Source organism: Butyricicoccus sp. AM27-36, assembly GCF_003480945.1.
Classification (GTDB): Bacteria; Bacillota; Clostridia; order Oscillospirales; family Butyricicoccaceae; genus Agathobaculum; species Agathobaculum butyriciproducens.
This window is the reverse complement of record NZ_QUJR01000004.1, coordinates 110,588-128,341: the sequence shown is the minus strand read 5'-3', so window position 1 is coordinate 128,341 and position 17,754 is coordinate 110,588. Positions and strand designations below refer to the sequence as shown.

Annotated in this window: 13 protein-coding genes and 1 other annotated feature; of the genes, 10 read left to right on the top strand and 3 right to left on the bottom strand. The window is 56.0% G+C overall.

From position 1 onward, the window contains the following. Window positions 1-11: 11 nt before the first annotated feature. From speE to DW724_RS07105, 10 genes are all read left to right on the top strand, one after another. Entirely contained in the window at window positions 12-869 is an 858-nt protein-coding gene (speE, locus tag DW724_RS07150) for a polyamine aminopropyltransferase (RefSeq protein ID WP_110435192.1), read from the top strand. Between the two features lie 831 nt (window positions 870-1,700). Continuing rightward, on the top strand, window positions 1,701-2,960 hold the full coding sequence (locus DW724_RS07145; protein ID WP_118761087.1) for a saccharopine dehydrogenase family protein: 1,260 nt from the start codon (window positions 1,701-1,703) through the stop codon (window positions 2,958-2,960). A gap of 1 nt (window position 2,961) precedes the next feature. Continuing rightward, window positions 2,962-4,092: a carboxynorspermidine decarboxylase gene (gene nspC, locus DW724_RS07140; RefSeq protein ID WP_118478312.1), complete on the top strand. Its 1,131-nt coding sequence runs from the start codon at window positions 2,962-2,964 to the stop codon at window positions 4,090-4,092. Next, window positions 4,092-4,577, top strand: a complete 486-nt coding sequence (locus DW724_RS07135) for a transposase (RefSeq protein WP_118647890.1) — start codon at window positions 4,092-4,094, stop codon at window positions 4,575-4,577. The genes nspC and DW724_RS07135 overlap by 1 nt, the downstream gene beginning before the upstream one ends. A 294-nt stretch (window positions 4,578-4,871) precedes the next feature. Then, window positions 4,872-5,083, top strand: a binding site (T-box leader). A gap of 80 nt (window positions 5,084-5,163) precedes the next feature. Beyond that, complete coding sequence (locus DW724_RS07130) at window positions 5,164-7,785, top strand: valine--tRNA ligase (RefSeq protein WP_118761086.1); 2,622 nt, start codon at window positions 5,164-5,166, stop codon at window positions 7,783-7,785. 123 nt (window positions 7,786-7,908) lie between these two features. Then, window positions 7,909-9,342: a MerR family transcriptional regulator gene (locus DW724_RS07125; RefSeq protein ID WP_118761085.1), complete on the top strand. Its 1,434-nt coding sequence runs from the start codon at window positions 7,909-7,911 to the stop codon at window positions 9,340-9,342. 113 nt (window positions 9,343-9,455) lie between these two features. Continuing rightward, window positions 9,456-10,313 carry a glucose-1-phosphate thymidylyltransferase RfbA gene (gene rfbA, locus DW724_RS07120; protein WP_118761084.1) on the top strand — a complete coding sequence of 286 codons (858 nt, stop codon included), beginning with the start codon at window positions 9,456-9,458 and terminating at the stop codon, window positions 10,311-10,313. 13 nt (window positions 10,314-10,326) lie between these two features. Continuing rightward, window positions 10,327-10,779, top strand: a complete 453-nt coding sequence (locus DW724_RS07115) for a YjbQ family protein (protein ID WP_118761083.1) — start codon at window positions 10,327-10,329, stop codon at window positions 10,777-10,779. A gap of 569 nt (window positions 10,780-11,348) precedes the next feature. Then, window positions 11,349-12,500, top strand: coding sequence for a CobW family GTP-binding protein (locus tag DW724_RS07110; protein WP_118761082.1), 1,152 nt, complete (start codon window positions 11,349-11,351; stop codon window positions 12,498-12,500). Window positions 12,501-12,511: 11 nt separating this feature from the next. Continuing rightward, window positions 12,512-13,462, top strand: a complete 951-nt coding sequence (locus DW724_RS07105; RefSeq protein ID WP_116704655.1) for a TIGR03943 family putative permease subunit — start codon at window positions 12,512-12,514, stop codon at window positions 13,460-13,462. Window positions 13,463-13,832: 370 nt separating this feature from the next. Here the strand turns inward: DW724_RS07105 and DW724_RS07100 are convergent, their stop codons facing one another. The 3 genes from DW724_RS07100 to DW724_RS07090 form a co-directional block, all read right to left on the bottom strand. Then, window positions 13,833-15,245 (bottom strand): sodium-dependent transporter, encoded by a 1,413-nt coding sequence (locus DW724_RS07100; protein ID WP_118761081.1) that lies wholly within the window; start codon window positions 15,243-15,245, stop codon window positions 13,833-13,835. A gap of 278 nt (window positions 15,246-15,523) precedes the next feature. Further along, complete coding sequence (locus tag DW724_RS07095) at window positions 15,524-17,170, bottom strand: tryptophanase (protein ID WP_117488913.1); 1,647 nt, start codon at window positions 17,168-17,170, stop codon at window positions 15,524-15,526. A gap of 145 nt (window positions 17,171-17,315) precedes the next feature. Then, window positions 17,316-17,696, bottom strand: coding sequence for a RidA family protein (locus tag DW724_RS07090; protein WP_118761080.1), 381 nt, complete (start codon window positions 17,694-17,696; stop codon window positions 17,316-17,318). Window positions 17,697-17,754 lie beyond the last annotated feature (58 nt).

The following is a 17,754-nucleotide window of genomic DNA, read 5'->3' as shown; positions in this document are numbered from 1 at the left end:
GCGTTTCACTCATGCAACTTACCTTTACTGAAATGCACACGCCGACGGTTGGGCTGCAGATACAGGTAGACCGTCAGCTTTACACCGAACAGAGCGACTTTCAGCGCATCGACGTGTTTGAATGCGAGGAGTTCGGTCGGTTTCTCACGCTTGACGGCTACATGATGCTGACCGAGCGGGACGAGTTCATCTATCATGAAATGATGGTGCATGTTCCGATGGCCGTGCTCGGTGAGAAGATTAAAAAGGTGCTCGTCATCGGCGGCGGTGACGGCGGCTGTGTCCGCGAGCTGTGCCGCTATCAGCACATCGAGCACATCGACCTTGTGGAGATCGACGAGCGCGTTGTCGCGGTCTGCAAGGAGTACCTGCCCGGTGTGGCGTGCTCGCTCGACGACCCGCGCGTGCACATTCTCTATCAGGACGGATTAAAGTATATCCGCCGGATTGAGGACGAGTACGACCTTATCATCATCGACTCGACCGACCCGTTCGGCCCGGGCGAGGGCCTGTTCACGATGGAATTTTACGGCAACTGCTACAAGGCGCTCAAGGAGCACGGCGTGCTCGTCAATCAGCACGAAAGCCCGTTCTACAAGGGCGATGCGCTTGCGTGCCAGAGAGCGCACCGCAATATCGTGCACTCGTTTGAGCTGAGCCGTCTGTTTCAGGCACATATTCCGACCTACCCGTCCGGACACTGGCTGTTCGGCTTTTCGTCGCGCGGCGTGCATCCGGTGCGCGATCTGAATCCGGACTGGTGGAACAGTCTGGGACTGGAAACCAGATACTACAATACCAATCTGCATAAGGGTGCGTTCTATCTGCCGAATTATGTGCAGAAGTTGCTGGAAAAGGTGGAAGAATAACGGAATCGTTAGAAAATCACGACGGTTTTGATTGGGTAGCCGCTTGGTAAGCGGGGAATGCGCCGCACCCGCGGCGGGGGGCAAAAAGGGGAGACACCTACGGTTTCTACCCTCTTTGAACACCCGTTTCCCTTGTTGGGATAGCTTGGGTGCAGACGGTAGACTGCGTAAGCAGGAAAAGGGGAACGGCAGTCGGGTTACTCTTGCGTGTCTTTCTCCACCTTTTCGCAGTTCACAGACAGCGTACTGCTACACATGCGGGTTACTCAACGCAGAGCGCGGCATAACAGTGCCGCGCAAATCCTTGGCACGTTGTAACGCACGGCACCTGCGAGGCTAAATTGCACCGAACACCTAATCCGTAGGTGCTGTCCGCAAACTCCAGGCTTACGAGTTGCGCGGCACGGGTATGCCGCGCCTGCTGGAAGTAGCCGACCTGTGTAGCAGTACGGTATCTGACACTGCGAACAGGTTGCGAAAGACACGGAAGAAAAAATCCTCTGTCGTACTCCTTTTCGGAGCGGTCACATATAGGAAATCTGCGCCGGAATATCCCCAAGGGAAAGGGGTGATTCACAAGAGGGTGGAAACCGCAGGTGTCTACCCTCTTGTGCCCCCGCCGGGTAGGCGCACTCCCCGCTGAGGTTCAGCGACCCCCCGCCCGTTAGGGGCGAACCCGCTGACGCAGTTCGCGTCCCCCGCTCAGCCGGTGCAGAGAAAAAGGCTGCCGCCCGCGCAGTTCCGTTCGCTTCTCAAGCGGCAGTTTAACAAATAAAGACCATTCAATAAATCTAAATTATATATACAGTTAAAAATGAGGAGGAATTAACAATGGGAAGAGCATTGATCATCGGCTGCGGCGGCGTTGCCGGCGTAGTTATCCACAAGTGCTGCCAGAACAGCGACGTTTTTGAGGAGATTATGATCGCATCCCGCACCAAGAGCAAGTGCGATGCCATCAAGGAGAAGCTGGACGGTACGACCGCAACCAAGATCCGCACCGCCAAGGTGGATGCGGACAACGTGGACGAGCTGTGCGCGCTCATCGACGAGTACAAGCCGGACATCGTGATGAACATTGCCCTGCCGTATCAGGACCTGACCATCATGGATGCGTGCCTCAAGTGCGGCGTAAACTACATGGATACGGCAAACTACGAGCCGGAGGACACCGACGATCCGGAGTGGCGCGCCATTTACGAGAAGCGCTGCAAGGACGAGGGCTTCACCGCGTACTTCGACTACTCCTGGCAGTGGGCATACAAGAAAAAGTTTGAGGACGCCGGTCTGACCGCTCTGCTCGGCTCCGGCTTTGACCCGGGCGTAACGCAGGCGTACTGCGCTTACGCACAGAAGCACCTGTTCGATGAAATCGACACCATCGACATTCTGGACTGCAACGGCGGCGACCACGGCTATCCGTTTGCGACCAACTTCAACCCGGAGATCAATCTGCGTGAGGTATCCGCACCGGGTTCGTACTGGGAGAACGGTCACTGGGTTGAAATCCCGGCGATGAGCATCAAGCGCGAGTATGACTTCGATCAGGTCGGCCACAAGGATATGTACCTGCTTCACCACGAGGAGATCGAGTCTCTGGCGAAGAATATTCCGGGCGTGCAGCGCATCCGCTTCTTCATGACCTTCGGTCAGTCCTATCTGACCCATATGAAGTGTCTGGAGAACGTCGGCATGCTGTCCACCACCCCGATCGAGTTTGAGGGCCACCAGATCGTGCCGATCCAGTTCCTCAGGGCGCTGCTGCCCGATCCGGCAACGCTCGGTCCGCGCACCAAGGGCAAGACCAACATCGGCTGCATCTTTACCGGCAAGAAGGACGGCAAGGAAAAGACCGCCTATATCTACAACGTCTGCGACCATGAGGAGTGCTACCGCGAGGTCGGCTCGCAGGCCATCAGCTACACCACCGGTGTTCCGGCGATGATCGGCGCGGCGATGCTGCTGACCGGCAAGTGGAACAAGCCGGGCGTGTACACGGTCGAGGAGTTTGATCCCGATCCGTACATGGAGGCGCTGAACAAGTGGGGTCTGCCGTGGCAGATTAACGACAAGCCGGTACTGGTGGACTGATATGAAATTTACTGAGCTTCCTACGCCCTGCTACCTGCTCGATGAAAACCGTCTGGTGCAGAATCTGGCCGTCCTGCGGGACGTTGCCAGACGCACCGGCGCGAAGATCCTGCTGGCGCAGAAGGCGTTCTCGATGTTTTCCGTGTACCCGCTGATTCGGGAGTATCTGGCGGGCACAACGGCCTCCGGTCTGTACGAGGCACGGCTCGGTCATGAGGAATTCGGCGGCGAGACCCATGTTTACGCACCGGCCTACGCGGAGGGCGAGTTCCGCGAGCTTCTGGAGTACGCCGACCACATTGTGTTCAACTCGTTCACGCAGTGGAAGGCCTACGGCAGCCTTGCCCGCGCGGCAGGGAAGAGCTGCGGCCTGCGGCTCAATCCGGAGTGCTCCACGCAGCCGAGCGACCACGCGATGTACGACCCGTGCGGTCCGGATTCGCGCCTTGGCATTACGATAGAGAATTTTCAGCCGGAGCTGCTCGACGGCATTGAGGGCTTCCATTTCCACACGCTCTGCGAGCAGAATTCGGACGATCTGGTGCGGACTGTCGCTGCATTTGAGCAGAATTTCGGTCAGTATATGGACGGCCTGAAATGGATCAACCTCGGCGGCGGCCACCACATCACCCGCGCGGATTACGATGTGGAAACGTTGGTGCACTGCATTGATTATCTGCAGAAAAAGTACAAGGTGCAGGTTTATCTGGAGCCGGGCGAGGCCGTTGTGCTGAATGCGGGCTATCTGGTCGCCACCGTGCTTGAGGTGATGCACAACCATAAGGACATTGCGATTCTGGATACCTCGGCGGCGTGCCATATGCCGGACGTGCTCGAGGTGCCGTACCGTCCGCCGGTGTACCGCGGCGGCGAGCCGGGGAAAAAGGCGTTCACCTATCTGCTGACCGGCCGCTCCTGCCTCGCAGGCGACGTCATCGGTGAGTATTCGTTCGATGTGGCGCTCGGCGCCGGTGAGCAGGTCGTGTTCGAGGACATGGCGCTCTACACCATGGTCAAGACCAATACGTTTAACGGCATGCCGCTGCCGCTCATCGCGGTAAGACGCGCCGACGGCACGGATGAGGTCGTGCGGATGTTTGGGTATGAGGAGTTTAAGCGGAGACTTTCCTGATGGAGACGAGGAGATCGGCTCGGCTGCCAAAGTATGATTACGGAAAGCAGGGCGTCTATTTTGTGACGCTCTGCACCTATCAACGGCAATGCACGCTGTCAACCGTAGGGCGCGACGACCTCGGCGCGCCGTCCCTGCGGTTATCAGTCATCGGTAAAATTGTTGAACATTATATCCGAACGATTCCTGGGGCATATCCATATGTGTCGATTGATTCCTATGTTATCATGCCAAACCATGTTCATATGTTGATTTCGGTTTTGCGTGATGATGGCGCGCCGAGGTCGTCGCGCCCTACGGAATTGGTGCCACGCATAATTGCGGCATTGAAACGGTTTTCCAATCAGGATGCCGGACGCAATTTGTGGCAGCGGTCGTTTTATGACCATATTGTGCGCGATGAAAACGATTATGTGATACGGTATAATTATATTGCCGATAATCCGCGCAGATGGGCAGAGGACGAATATTACAGCAACAGGTAATAAGTTGTAAATCGCCTGACCGTAGGGTGCGCCGACCTTGGCGCACCGCATTCCAGCGAATATCACCGGATTATAGTCCGTGGCATACGCTGTCGTTAATGTATTCCGTTGCTGTGAAATTTGCCCTGCGGTTTACAAACGGTGCGCCGAGTCGGCGCACCCTACGGGATAGCGTGAGCTTGTATTTATCTGTTAGTATATTCGCTGGCATGTATCGTATAGGCAAGTTGCTGTCAACTGCGTCATATCCCTTGACAAACCCGAATTTAACAGCTATAATATTAAAGTTAATACGCAAATGCCGTGAAAAAGAGGAGTATTTTTCCTTTGCGCGTTTAGAGAGGGTGCGGTCGGTGCAAGCACCTCGGCGGGGAAGAAGAAGGTCGCTTTGGAGCAGAACAGCCGAATTTTCGTTAAGCTGTTCCGTCTAACCCGCGTTACGGGGCAACGAGTGCGCGTCTTTACGCGAATTCAGGTGGTACCACGGAGCATACTTCGTCCTGTTGTCGGGATGAGTATGCTCTTTTTTGTTTGCACAGAAGTATCCCGCATTTATATCGTAAATCAAATTGAAGGAGATAGATCAATGAGCGAACTGCCTAAGACCTACGACCCGAAATCGGTCGAGGACAAGCTGTACAAGTTCTGGGTCGATTCCGGCTTCTTCCACGCCGAGGTCAATCCGGACAAGAAACCGTACACCATCGTTATCCCGCCTCCGAATGTTACCGGCCAGCTGCACATGGGCCACGCATTCGATGAGACCCTGCAGGATATCCTCATCCGCACCAAGCGCATGCAGGGCTACGAGGCACTGTGGATGCCGGGCACCGACCACGCCGGTATCGCAACCCAGATTAAAGTAGAGGAGAACCTCCGCAAGGAGGAGGGCCTGACCCGTTACGACCTCGGCCGCGAGGAGTTCCTGAAGCGCGTCTGGGCGTGGAAGGACAAGTTCGGCAGCCGCATCATCAGCCAGCTCAAGAAGCTCGGCACCTCCTGCGACTGGGACCGCGAGCGCTTCACCATGGACGAGGGCTGCTCCAAGGCGGTCCGCGAGGTATTCGTAAACCTGTACAACAAGGGCCTTATCTACAAGGGCCACCGCATCATCAACTGGTGCCCGCACTGCGCGACTGCGCTGTCCGACGCTGAGGTTGAGTACGAAACCCAGCCGGGCAAGCTGTGGCACATCCGCTATCCGCTCGCGGACGGCTCGGGTGATCTGGTGGTTGCGACCACCCGTCCGGAGACCTTCATGGGCGATACCGGCGTTGCTGTCAACCCGAACGACGAGCGCTACAAGCACCTCATCGGCAAGACCTGCATCCTCCCGATCATGAACCGCGAGATTCCGATTTTCGGTGACGAGTACGTTGACATGGAGTTCGGCACCGGCTGCGTTAAGGTTACGCCGTGCCACGACCCGAACGACTTCGAGATGGGTCAGCGCCACAACCTCGAGCAGATTCTCGTGTTCAACGAGGACGCGACCGTCAACGCAAACGGCGGCAAGTACGAGGGCATGGACCGCTACGAGTGCCGCAAGGCGGTTGTAAAGGACCTTGAGGAAGGCGGCTGGCTGGTCAAGATTGAGGACCACGAGCACAACGTCGGCACCTGCTACCGCTGCGGCACCACCGTTGAGCCGATGACCTCGGCACAGTGGTTCGTCAAGATGGCGCCGCTCGCCAAGCCCGCTATGGACGTAGTAAACGAGGGCAAGACCAAGTTCGTGCCCGACCGCTTCTCCAAGACCTACCTGCGCTGGATGGAAAACGTACACGACTGGTGTATCTCCCGTCAGCTGTGGTGGGGTCACCGCATTCCGGCGTTCTACTGTGAGGACTGCGGCGAAATGACCGTCTCCAAGACCGATGTATGCACCTGCCCGAAGTGCGGCGGCACGCATATCCATCAGGAGGAGGACGTACTGGATACCTGGTTCTCGTCCGCTCTGTGGCCGTTCTCCACGCTCGGCTGGCCGGATAAGACCAAGGAGCTGGAGTATTTCTACCCGACCTCTACGCTTGTTACCGGCTACGATATCATCTTCTTCTGGGTTGCCCGCATGATTTTCTCCGGTGTGGAGCACATGGGCGAAACCCCGTTCGAGACGGTTTATATCCACGGTCTGGTGCGCGATGCACAGGGCCGCAAGATGTCCAAGTCGCTCGGCAACGGCATCGACCCGCTCGAGGTCATCGACCAGTACGGCGCGGATGCGCTGCGCTTCACCCTCGCAACCGGCAACAGCCCCGGAAACGATATGCGTTTCTCGGATGAGCGCGTGCAGGCGTCCCGCAACTTCTGCAACAAGATTTGGAACGCATCCCGCTTTATCCAGATGAACCTGACCATCGACAAGGACAAGGCAGTCCAGCTGCCCGCAGACCTTGCCATCGAGGACAAGTGGATTCTCAGCAAGTTCAACACACTGGTTGCCGATGTTACCCGCAACATCGACCAGTACGAGCTGGGTCTGGCTGCCGCAAAGTTGAACGACTTTATCTGGGAGAACTTCTGCGACTGGTATATCGAGATTGCAAAGACCCGTCTGCAGACCGGCGACGAGAACGTACAGAAGGTGCTCTGCTATGTGCTGAGCGGCGCGATGCAGCTGCTGCACCCGTTCATGCCGTTCATCACCGAGACCATCTGGCAGGCGCTGCCGCATGAGGGTCCGTCCGTTATGGTATCCGCATGGCCGGAGTACAAGGACGAGCTGCACTTTGCCGCGGAGGAGGCACAGATGGAGAGCCTGATGGACGCTGTCCGCGCTATCCGCAACCGCCGTGCCGAGATGAACGTACCGCCCTCCAAGAAGGCCAAGGTGCTCATCCTGACCGAGAAGAAGGATACGTTCTCCGCAGGCGCAGGCTTCTTCCCCAAGCTGGCATACGCTTCCGAGATTGAACTCATCGACGCGGTTCCGGCGGACGCTGCGAAGATGGCTTCTGTCGTCACCGGCGACGCACAGATCTATATGCCGATGGGCGACCTCATCGACTTCGAGGCCGAGCGGGCCCGTCTCGGCAAGGAGAAGAGCAAGGTCGAGGCCGACATTGACTTCGTTATGAAGAAGCTGAACAACCCGAAGTTTGTCGATAAGGCACCCGAGAAGGTTGTTGCAGCCGAGCGCGAAAAGGCTGAAAAGCTGCGCGAGCACCTCGCAAAGCTGGAAGAGTCGATTGCAGCGCTGAATTAAACATAAAAAGAGTGGAGAGTGAAGTGCTGTCCACTCTTTTTTCTTAACATTTTCCCCGAAAACACTTGACTGTAAACCCACTTTATCCCTTATAATGTAATCAATAGAAGGGAAGGTGATCGTATGAACATAGCAGAAGCAGAGCGCAGGACGGGCTTATCCCGGGCGAACATCCGGTTTTACGAGAAGGAAGGCTTGCTCAAGCCGACACGCGGAGAGAACGGCTACCGCGACTACACCGAGGACGATGTGCAGACCCTGCGGAAGATCATGCTGCTGCGGCGGCTGCGCCTGAGCGTGCCTGACATCCGCGCCATCGAGAGCGGCGAGAAAGCGCTGCCCGAGGCGGCGGCAGGCCAGCTCGACGTATTGCAGGGGGACATCCGCGAGAGCGAACAGGCGTATGCGATGTGCCGCGCCATCTGCGAGGACAGAGCGGAGTGGAACGGGCTGGATGTAGACCGGTACCAGTCCATCGTACTGCCCGCAGACGACCCGCGCGAGAAAGACCGCATCCCGCCGGCAGGCTGTCCGTGGCGGCGCTTCCTTGCCCGCAATGTGGATGCCGGACTGTATGGACTGCTGTGGTCGATGCTGTCGCAGTGGGTGTTCCGCATCAATCCGGATCATTTTATGTCGAATCTGGCGTGGACGCTCGCGTGCGGGTATGTCAGCTGGCTGCTGACGTTCGTGTTCGAGCCGATGCTGCTGCATTACTGGGGCACAACGCCCGGCAAGTGGATCTTCGGGCTGTCCGTCCGCGATGAGGACGGAGAAAAGCTGTCCATCCGCACCGCATATGCCCGTTTGTGGGGCGTGTTCGGCTACGGCAACTGCTATGCGCTGCCGTTCTTCGAATGGTACTGCAATTACAAGTGTTACCGCGCGTGCAAAGAAGAGGAGCTGCCGTGGGATTTGGAGAACGGGTGCAGCATCATCGTCCGCGAGCGGGAGGTGCGCTGGTATCGCGTGGCGCTGTACCTGCTGGTGCTCGTGCTGCGAGCAGCCGCAGGTTACGGCATTGACCTGTACGCCAAGCTGCCGCCCAATCGCGGCGAGCTGACTCTTGCGGAGTATGTGGAGAACTGCAACGACTGCCTGAAATATAATCAGGGCACGGCGCCGTATGTCCGGCCGGACGGAAGCTGGAATAAGGATTTGGACATAATGGGCGGCTCGTACACCGGATTCTCGCTGGGCGATTCTGCTGTATCCGATGTGACGGTCGAAACCGATGCGGACGGCTATGTGCAGTCTGTGACGGTGGTTTCGGATTCGCAGAACGGCTCGTGCGGCTATCAGGAGCGCATGACGGTGTATTACGCCTTTGCGGCCGCGTATGCCAAATGGAGCTGGCTGTATGCCGCCCACATGAGGGATGACATCATTGACGACGGCTGGGAATACGATGCACCGGATACGAAAAACGTCAAGGAGGCGCATCTCGACGGGCTGGATTTCCGGTACGAGTATGAATTCAGCGGCGCATCGCGCGATAACGCCGTGGACGGAAAGCCGATGCCGTATCATTCGGTGCTGACGATTGAGAAAGAGTGAGGAGTGGAGAGCGAAGTGCTCTCCACTCTCTGCTTTATTAGAAAATTGCTTTCTTATTTGCCCAAAGTGTGCTATACTAATCTCACAAAAACATATAGATAGAGGAATAGCCAATGAAAGGAATCATTCTTGCCGCCGGTAAGGGTTCGCGCCTGTACCCGATGACACGTCCGGTATGCAAACCGCTGCTGCCGGTATACGATAAACCGATGATCTACTATCCGCTGGCTGCGCTCCTGCAGGCCGGTATCCGCGATATTCTCATCATCATCCCGCCCGGAGAGGAAGGCCCGTTCTACCGCCTGCTCGGTTCCGGCGGCCGCTTCGGCGTCAACATCACCTACGAGGTGCAGGAGGTTGCACGCGGCATCGCGGACGCGCTGCTCATCGGCTCCCAGTTCATCGGGGATGACTCGGTTTGCCTTGTTCTGGGCGATAATATCTTCTATTCCCCCAATTTCCAGAACTATCTGGACCGTGCCGTGCAGCAGAAATCCGGCGCCTGCGTGTTCGGCTACTATGTCGATGACCCGCGTGCGTTCGGCGTTGTGGAGTTTGATGGTCAGGGCCGTGCTATTTCCATTGAGGAGAAGCCGCGCTATCCGAAGTCTAACTATATCGTTCCGGGTCTGTATTTTTACGATAACTCGGTTATGGAGATTGCCCGCGGACTCAAGCCCTCGGCAAGAGGTGAGCTGGAGATCACGGATGTCAATATTGAGTACATGAAGCGCGGTCAACTGCACGTTGAAAAGCTCGAGCGGGATTTCGTCTGGCTGGATGCCGGTACCGCCGAGAATCTGCTCGAATCCGCACAGGTTGTCCGCCGCGTGCAGGATGAGAGCGGCCGCTACATCGCATGTCTGGAGGAGATTGCGTACGCGCGCGGTTATATCAGCCGTCAGACGCTGCTCCGTCACGCCGCCGACCTCAGCAAAACGCTGTACGGCCGCTACTTAGAGTGCCTCTAAAGGAGAATCGCAAATGCCTGTTTATACCGAAACCAAAACCTACAAAACCAAGGCCCACATGGGCATGATCGACGTTACCGATGACTTCCGCGCAGCGGTGCAGAACGCCTGCCGCAAGACCGGCATGAAGTCCGGCACGATTACCGGCTTTACCACCGGCGGCGTTGCCGGTCTGACCACGCTCGAGTTTGAGCCGGGCATGGTCTACCATGACCTCAAGGCGGCGATGGACGTCTTTTCGCCCTACCGCGATGAGCAGGGAAACGTCATTTACTATCACCACCACGATACCTGGCATGATGATAACGGCTCGTCGCATATCAAGGCGGCGCTGCTCAGTCCGTTTATCGTTATCCCGTTCGTGAATGGCGAGATCACCATCGGCCCGTGGCAGAATCTGACCCTTGTGGAGTGCGATACCCGCAACCGCGTGCGGGATATTGTCTTTCAGGTGATGGGAGAATAATGCAAATTGAGAATGGAAAGTGGAGAACGGAAATGAGTTCCGTTCTCCATTTTTTTGTGCAAAAAATAAAAAAACGCCTGTAAAGGCGGTTGATTGACAGATTTCCGCAGTATATGCTATACTATACACGGATGTTGTTCCATTAGCGGTCAGATCTTCTTTCTTTCCTCAGTTCGAGGAGGAAAGGAGGTGGCGCGGATGCAGAAAAAGACAGTACAGCTGTTGGTATGTGCAGTGATTTTGCTGTACATTTTCTGTATAAAAGCACGATGACCGCTCGGAGTAGGGCCCGAACGGTCATCTTAGTTTAACTATGATACGGAAAGGTCTGGTTGCTTAGCAACATCCCTTGGGTATATTATACCCGCAGAACCTCGGTCTTGTCAAGCGACAGGGCCGGGGTTTTGTTGCGTCGCGGCTCTCTCACGCGCCGCGCAGCCGGAAAGATTAGCGTCCGCTAACCAAATAGCTTTTCTTTTTTCGATAAATGTGGTATAATATAAGCGTTCGGAAAATTTAAGTACGGTTTGGGAATCCCTGTGCCGTGCATAGAAATGGAGCGACAAAGCATGACTAAAATTGATATTATTTCCGGTTTTCTGGGTGCCGGCAAGACGACTCTCATCAAGCGTCTGCTGGCCGATGCGCTCAAGGGTGAGCAGGTTGTTCTGATCGAGAACGAGTTCGGTGAGATCGGCATTGACGGCGGCTTCCTCAAGGATGCTGGCATTGTTGTAAACGAGATGAACGCAGGCTGCATCTGCTGCTCGCTGGTTGGCGACTTCGGCAAGGCGCTGCACGATGTTGTGGACCAGTACCATCCGGACCGCATCCTGATCGAGCCGTCCGGCGTCGGCAAGCTGAGCGACGTTATCGCTGCGGTACAGAACGCGCACCTCGAGGTTCAGCTGAACAGCTTTGTAACCGTTGTTGACGCGCTCAAGGCCAAGATGTACCTCAAGAACTTTGGTGAGTTTTTCGAGAATCAGGTGGCGCATGCCGGTGCCATCCTGCTGTCCCGCACGGCTGAGTGCCCGGAGAAGCGTCTCGACGAGACCGTTGCCATGCTGCGCGGCCTGAATGAGCACGCCCGCATCGTCACCACCCCGTGGAAGGACCTGACCGGCGAGCAGCTGCTCTCCACCATGGAAGGCAGCCGCGACCTCGTTGCGGAGGTGCTCGAGGAGATCGCGCACGAGCCGCACCACGAGCATCATCATCACCACCATGACCATGAGCATGAGCACGAGCACGAGCATGACCACGACCATGACCATGACCACGAGCATGAGCATCATCATGAGCACGATGAGCACTGCACCTGCGGCTGCCACGATCATGACCATCACCATGAGCACGACCATGACCACGAGCACCATCATCATCACGACCACGACGGTCACTGCTGCTGCGGTCACGACCACGACCACGATGCTGACGAGGTATTCACCTCCTGGGGCAAGGAAACGACCCGCAAGTACACCGAGGCCGAGCTTAACGCGGCTCTTACCGCGCTCGGTGATGTTACGCTCGGCACCGTACTGCGTGCAAAGGGCATCGTTCCGTGTGCAGACGGCGGCGAGTGGCTGCACTTTGACTACGTTCCGGGCGCACCGGAGATCCGCCGCGGCACTGCCGATTACACCGGCCGTCTGTGCGTCATCGGCTCCGAACTGGATGAGGAGCGCATCGCTACGCTGTTCGGCGTAAACGAAAAGTGAGGTAACCAGATATGGCTAACGAACCCATTCCGGTATACGTCTTTACCGGCTTTTTGGAGAGCGGCAAGACCAAGTTCATTCAGGACATTCTCGCGGACCCGAACTTTACCGAGAACGAGCGCACGGTGCTGTTGCTGTGCGAGGAGGGCATCGAGGAGTACGACGAGAAGTGGCTGCTGCACTACGGCACCGCGCTTGTGCCGATCGAGTCCGAGGACCGTCTGACGCCGAATATCCTCAAGCGCGTGGAGCAGAAATACCAGCCGGACCGCATTCTTGTTGAGTACAACGGCATGTGGAAGCTGGAAAAGCTGATGCAGGCATTTCCTGCCCGCTGGGAGCTGTACCAGATCGTCACCACGGTCGATGCGACCACGTTTGAGCTGTATTCCAACAACATCGGCCCGATGATGTTCGAGCATATCACCACTGCGGATCTGGTTGTGTTCAACCGCTGCACGGATGAGCTGAAGGACATGCTGTACAAGAAGAACATCAAGGCGATGAACCCGCGTGCGGCAATCTATCTGGATGACGTGAACGGCAATTCCGAGGACTACGCCCGCAATATGCCGCTGCCGTTTGATGTGGATGCGGATATCATCGACATCCAGCCGGAGGACTACGGTCTCTGGTACATCGACGCCACCGGCGACCCGATGAAGTATGACGGCAAGACCGTCCGCTTTCTTGCCCAGGCATACGTCGGCAAGGATGTGCCCGCCGGCAGCTTCGTGCCCGGCCGCTTCGGCATGGTCTGCTGCGCGGATGACGTCACCTTCCTCGGCTTCCTCTGCCGCTATCCCGACCGCGATCAGCTGCATAACCGCGACTGGGTCAAGGTAACGGCGTCCATCACCGTCGAGGAGCTGCCGCAGTACCGCGGTCCCGGTCCGGTGCTGCATGCCATCACGGTAGAACCCGCCGAAAAGGCGAAGGAAGATATCGTTTACTTTAACTGAATCTTCTCCATACAACGTAAAAAGAGACGAGCCTGCCTGGCTCGTCTCTTTTCTGTATAAAAGCGCACTGACCGCTCGATTAGGCCTCGAACGGTCAGTGACTAAAAATCGCTAATCAATTAAGGTCTGACTGCCTGAACAGCATCCCTTGGGTATATTATACCCGAGCAGCCCCGGTTTTGTCAAGTGCGGCAAAGCCGGGGTTTTGCTTTGCATGCAGCGATTACTGCCTGCTGATTGCTAATTTCTAATTAGAAAAGCATGTCCCCCGCCACACAGCAGTGACGGGGGACAAAGACAAAAGGGGGGATACAGACGATTCATAAACCCATGAACGTCTAACGAAAGTCACAGTGGTTAGCTTGAGGGATTAGCCAATGCCACCGTACATAATGCCGAGGATCAGTGCAGCAATTGCACAGATAACGTATACCCACTTACCAAGCGGGAAGAACCAGCTGCCGATGGGCTTCTTAGCGCCTTCGTTAACAGCAGCAAGTGCCTTTTTCTTGCCGAGTACCCAGAAGAACATGATGCCGGCCAGAGCAGCGCCGAGCGGGCAGATGTAAATGGAAACAACGTCCATCCACTGAGAGGTCCACGGCTGGATTGCGATGGAAACGACCAGACCGATCACACCGATGGTGCCAACGGCTGCTGCACGCTTGAACTTGAACTGCTCCTGCAGGAAGGCGATCGGTGCCTCGTACAGGTTTACGATGGAGGATACGCCTGCGAACAGTACGCAGATGTAGAAGATCGCGCCGATGATACGGCCGGCAGGCATTGCGTTGAATACATTTACAAGGTAAACGAACATCAGGCCGGGGCCGCCTCTTACTTCGCTGATGCCTTCGCCCAGAACAACTGCCATTGCCGGAATGATAACGACTGCTGCCAGCAGAGCTGCGATGGTATCAAATACTGCAACGTTGCGTGCGGAGGACGGGATATCCTCGCTCTTGGACAGGTAGGAACCGTAGATTACAGAACCGTTGCCTGCAACGGACAGGGAGAAGAACGCCTGACCGAATGCAAATACCCACAGGTCGGGCTTGAGCAGACCAGCCGGATTCAGGGTCAGAATGTACTTATAGCCTGCGGATGCGCCGGGCAGAGTGCCGATGTAGATTGCCAGTACGAGGAACAGACCGAACAGAACCGGCATCATGACCTTGTTGGCCTTCTCAATGCCGCCTGCAACGCCCATTACCATGATGGCAAGGGAAACTACCAGTGCAACGATCTGCCATACGCCGTTGCCGATGCCGAAGAAGCCGGCCGACGCCATTGCCTTGAGAGCTTCGGGAAGCGTTTCTGCCTCCGGTGCGGTCATGCCGAAGGTGCCGCCGATAGCGCCCATGTCCGTGCCGAGATTGAACAGGCTGCCGGAGAGGGACATGAAGGTGTACTTGAAGATCCAGCCGAGAACAACCGTGTAGCCGATCGCCAGCATCAATGCACCGATGATCGGGATTGCGCCGATCGCCTTACCGGATTTATCACTGCCGGTGCGCTCCTTGGTACACATACCGAACGCACCAACCGGACCTGCGGCTGCACGACGGCCGAGAGCGAACTCCTCGATAACGCCGGTACTGCCGATCAAAATTACAAAGATAAAATAGGGAAGCAGGAAGGTCATGCCGCCGTACTTCTGCACCATGATCGGGAAACGCCAGATGTTGCCCATACCAACCGCAGAACCGATACATGCCAGAATGAATCCCCACTTACTCTGGAAACCATCTCTCTGTTCTAAGTTTTTAGGCTCTTTACTCATTATCTTACACCCCTTTAATGTGTAAATGGATAGAAAAAGGGCGTTCTCTTTGACGCAGAAACTGTTTAGTTTTCTGGCAAAAAGAACGCCTTTGTTCTTTGCTTTCCTGTGCACTTTCCACGCGGCACAGGTTACGCCCTGATTATCAAGTTATAAAAAGGTCAGGAGAAATTCCTGTTATGCAATGCCGCAGCGCCATTGCTGCAGCATTGGCGGAAATACCGCACAATTTATGCAATTATGCGGTATCGCCTTTGACGAAAGGATGGAACAGGGGATTATTTCTCTTCGTTAGCGTACGGCTCCAGGAATGCATGGAAGTGACGCATCGGGAGGTTGTGGCCCCAAACGATACGCATGTTCGGGATGTTCTCACGATCCTCGTACAGAGCCTTAACAGCTGCGATTACATAGTCCAGATGCTCCTTGGTCAGACGGCTGCGGTCGATTGCGAAGCGAACTACGTTACATACTTCAGCCTGCTGCTCCGGGGTCTTCAGGTCATACTCCATGGAGTAGTCGCCCAGCTCGGATACACGGATGCCGTAGCGGCGGATCAGCTCAAGGCTGAAGCCCTCACCAGCGAAGGTGTCGTGGCCGCGCTTGCCGTCGAAGAACTCATCCATGTTGATGTATACAGCGTGGCCGCCTGCCGGCAGTACAACGCCCTTAACGCCAGCGTCGTAGAAGCCTTCTGCCAGGTAGTTACACTGAGCAACACGCTCGTTCATGTAGTTAAAGTCGCAGGACTCGTACAGGCCAACTGCCAGAGCCATGATGTCACGGCCGGACATGCCGCCGTAGGAATCGTTGCCGTAGCAGGAGATCTGCTTAACCTTCAGCAGAACGCCAACGTCGGTCTTAACGGTGCCGTCTTCGTTGAAGTCGGAGAAGTTCTTCCAGAACAGGCCCTTATCGCGGAATGCCAGCATGCCGCCCATGTTAGCGTGGCCGTCCTTCTTAGCGGACATGGTGAATGCATCGCAGTAAGAGAACATCTCGGTAGCGATCTCAGCGATGGACTTGTCAGCGTAGCCTTCCTCATTCATCTTGATGAAGTAAGCGTTCTCAGCCCAGCGAGCGGTATCAAATACCAGCGGGATGTTGTACTTATGCGCAACGCGGTTGATTTCCTTCAGGTTGCCCATGGAAACGGCCTGGCCGCAAACCGGGTTGTTGGTGATGCAGGTGAAGATCAGCGGAACGTTCTCCGGACCAACAGAGGTGATCAGCTGCTCGAGCTTCTCGATATCCATGTTGCCCTTGAACGGGTTCTTCTCGTAACGGCCGCCTTCCGGTACTTCCCACAGCAGGGTCTTGTTGTACAGGTTACGCGGAATGGAACCCATCTGCTTGATGTTGCCTTCGGTGGTGTCGAAGTGACCATTCGACGGAATAGTGAACTTCTTGCCCGGGTGACGCTTAGCAAGGATGTTGCGAACGATTTCCATCAGAACGGACTCAGCTGCACGGCCCTGCTGGATGATAAATGCGTTCGGGCGCTCCATCTGAGCTGCGCCGCCATTGAACAGGCCGCCTTCGTACTCGCACAGATAAACTTCATCCATCATCTTCTCAACGTCGCGGCAATCGGTGCGAACGAGGTCGATGATCTTCTTCCAGTTCTTCTCGCCGCCGCGCTCGAAAATGTCGCGGAAGGTGTCGAGCAGAACGTAATAACCGGTGTTGCGGCCGTAAGCCTCGTCGCCGAGGAACAGGCTTGCCCACTGATGATTGGTCATTGCAGTGGTACCGGAGTCGGACAGCATATCAACGGTCAGCATGCCGGACGGGAATGCGAACTCGTTGTAATGAGTAGCCTGAAGAGCGCGCTCACGCTGCTCAACGGTTACTTCCGGAAGATCACGGACTGCGTAAGTAAAATGATGCGGTGCGGGTACGTTCAGCGGATACTGCTTGCTCATAATAAAATTACCTCCATTTTTTTGGCGTTGTTGCCGTTTGTGTTTTGGAGGTACCCCGGTCGTCAAAGCCGAATTTTCCGGTTCCGGCTTTGCCTAGCGGACAGCACCTTTCTTTTTTGCTGTTTTCTTTTCTTTTTGGTTTGCCTTACGGCAGGAGAGCGGTTACCTCAATCTCGACGAGAGCGTCCTTGGGAAGTCTTGCAACCTCCACAGCGGAACGTGCCGGGTAGCTGCCTTCACCGAAGAAGGTGGCGTAAACCTCGTTCATCGCGCCGAAATTGTTCATGTCGCTCAGGAAGACGGTAGTCTTGATCACCTGATCCATACCGGTTCCTGCCTCAGCAAGGATTGCCTTTACATTGGTGAGCGACTGCTGGGTCTGTGCTGCGATCCCTTCCGGAAAAGCACCGGTTGCGGGATCAATCGGAAGCTGACCCGAAGTAAATACGATACCGTTAGCGGCGATTGCCTGTGCATACGGGCCGATAGCTGCGGGTGCGTGTTCCGAACAGATAACCTTTTTCATTTCCTGCTCAGCCTCCTTTCGTCCTTTCGTGAGATAAATTTATCACTTTTCAAATTCT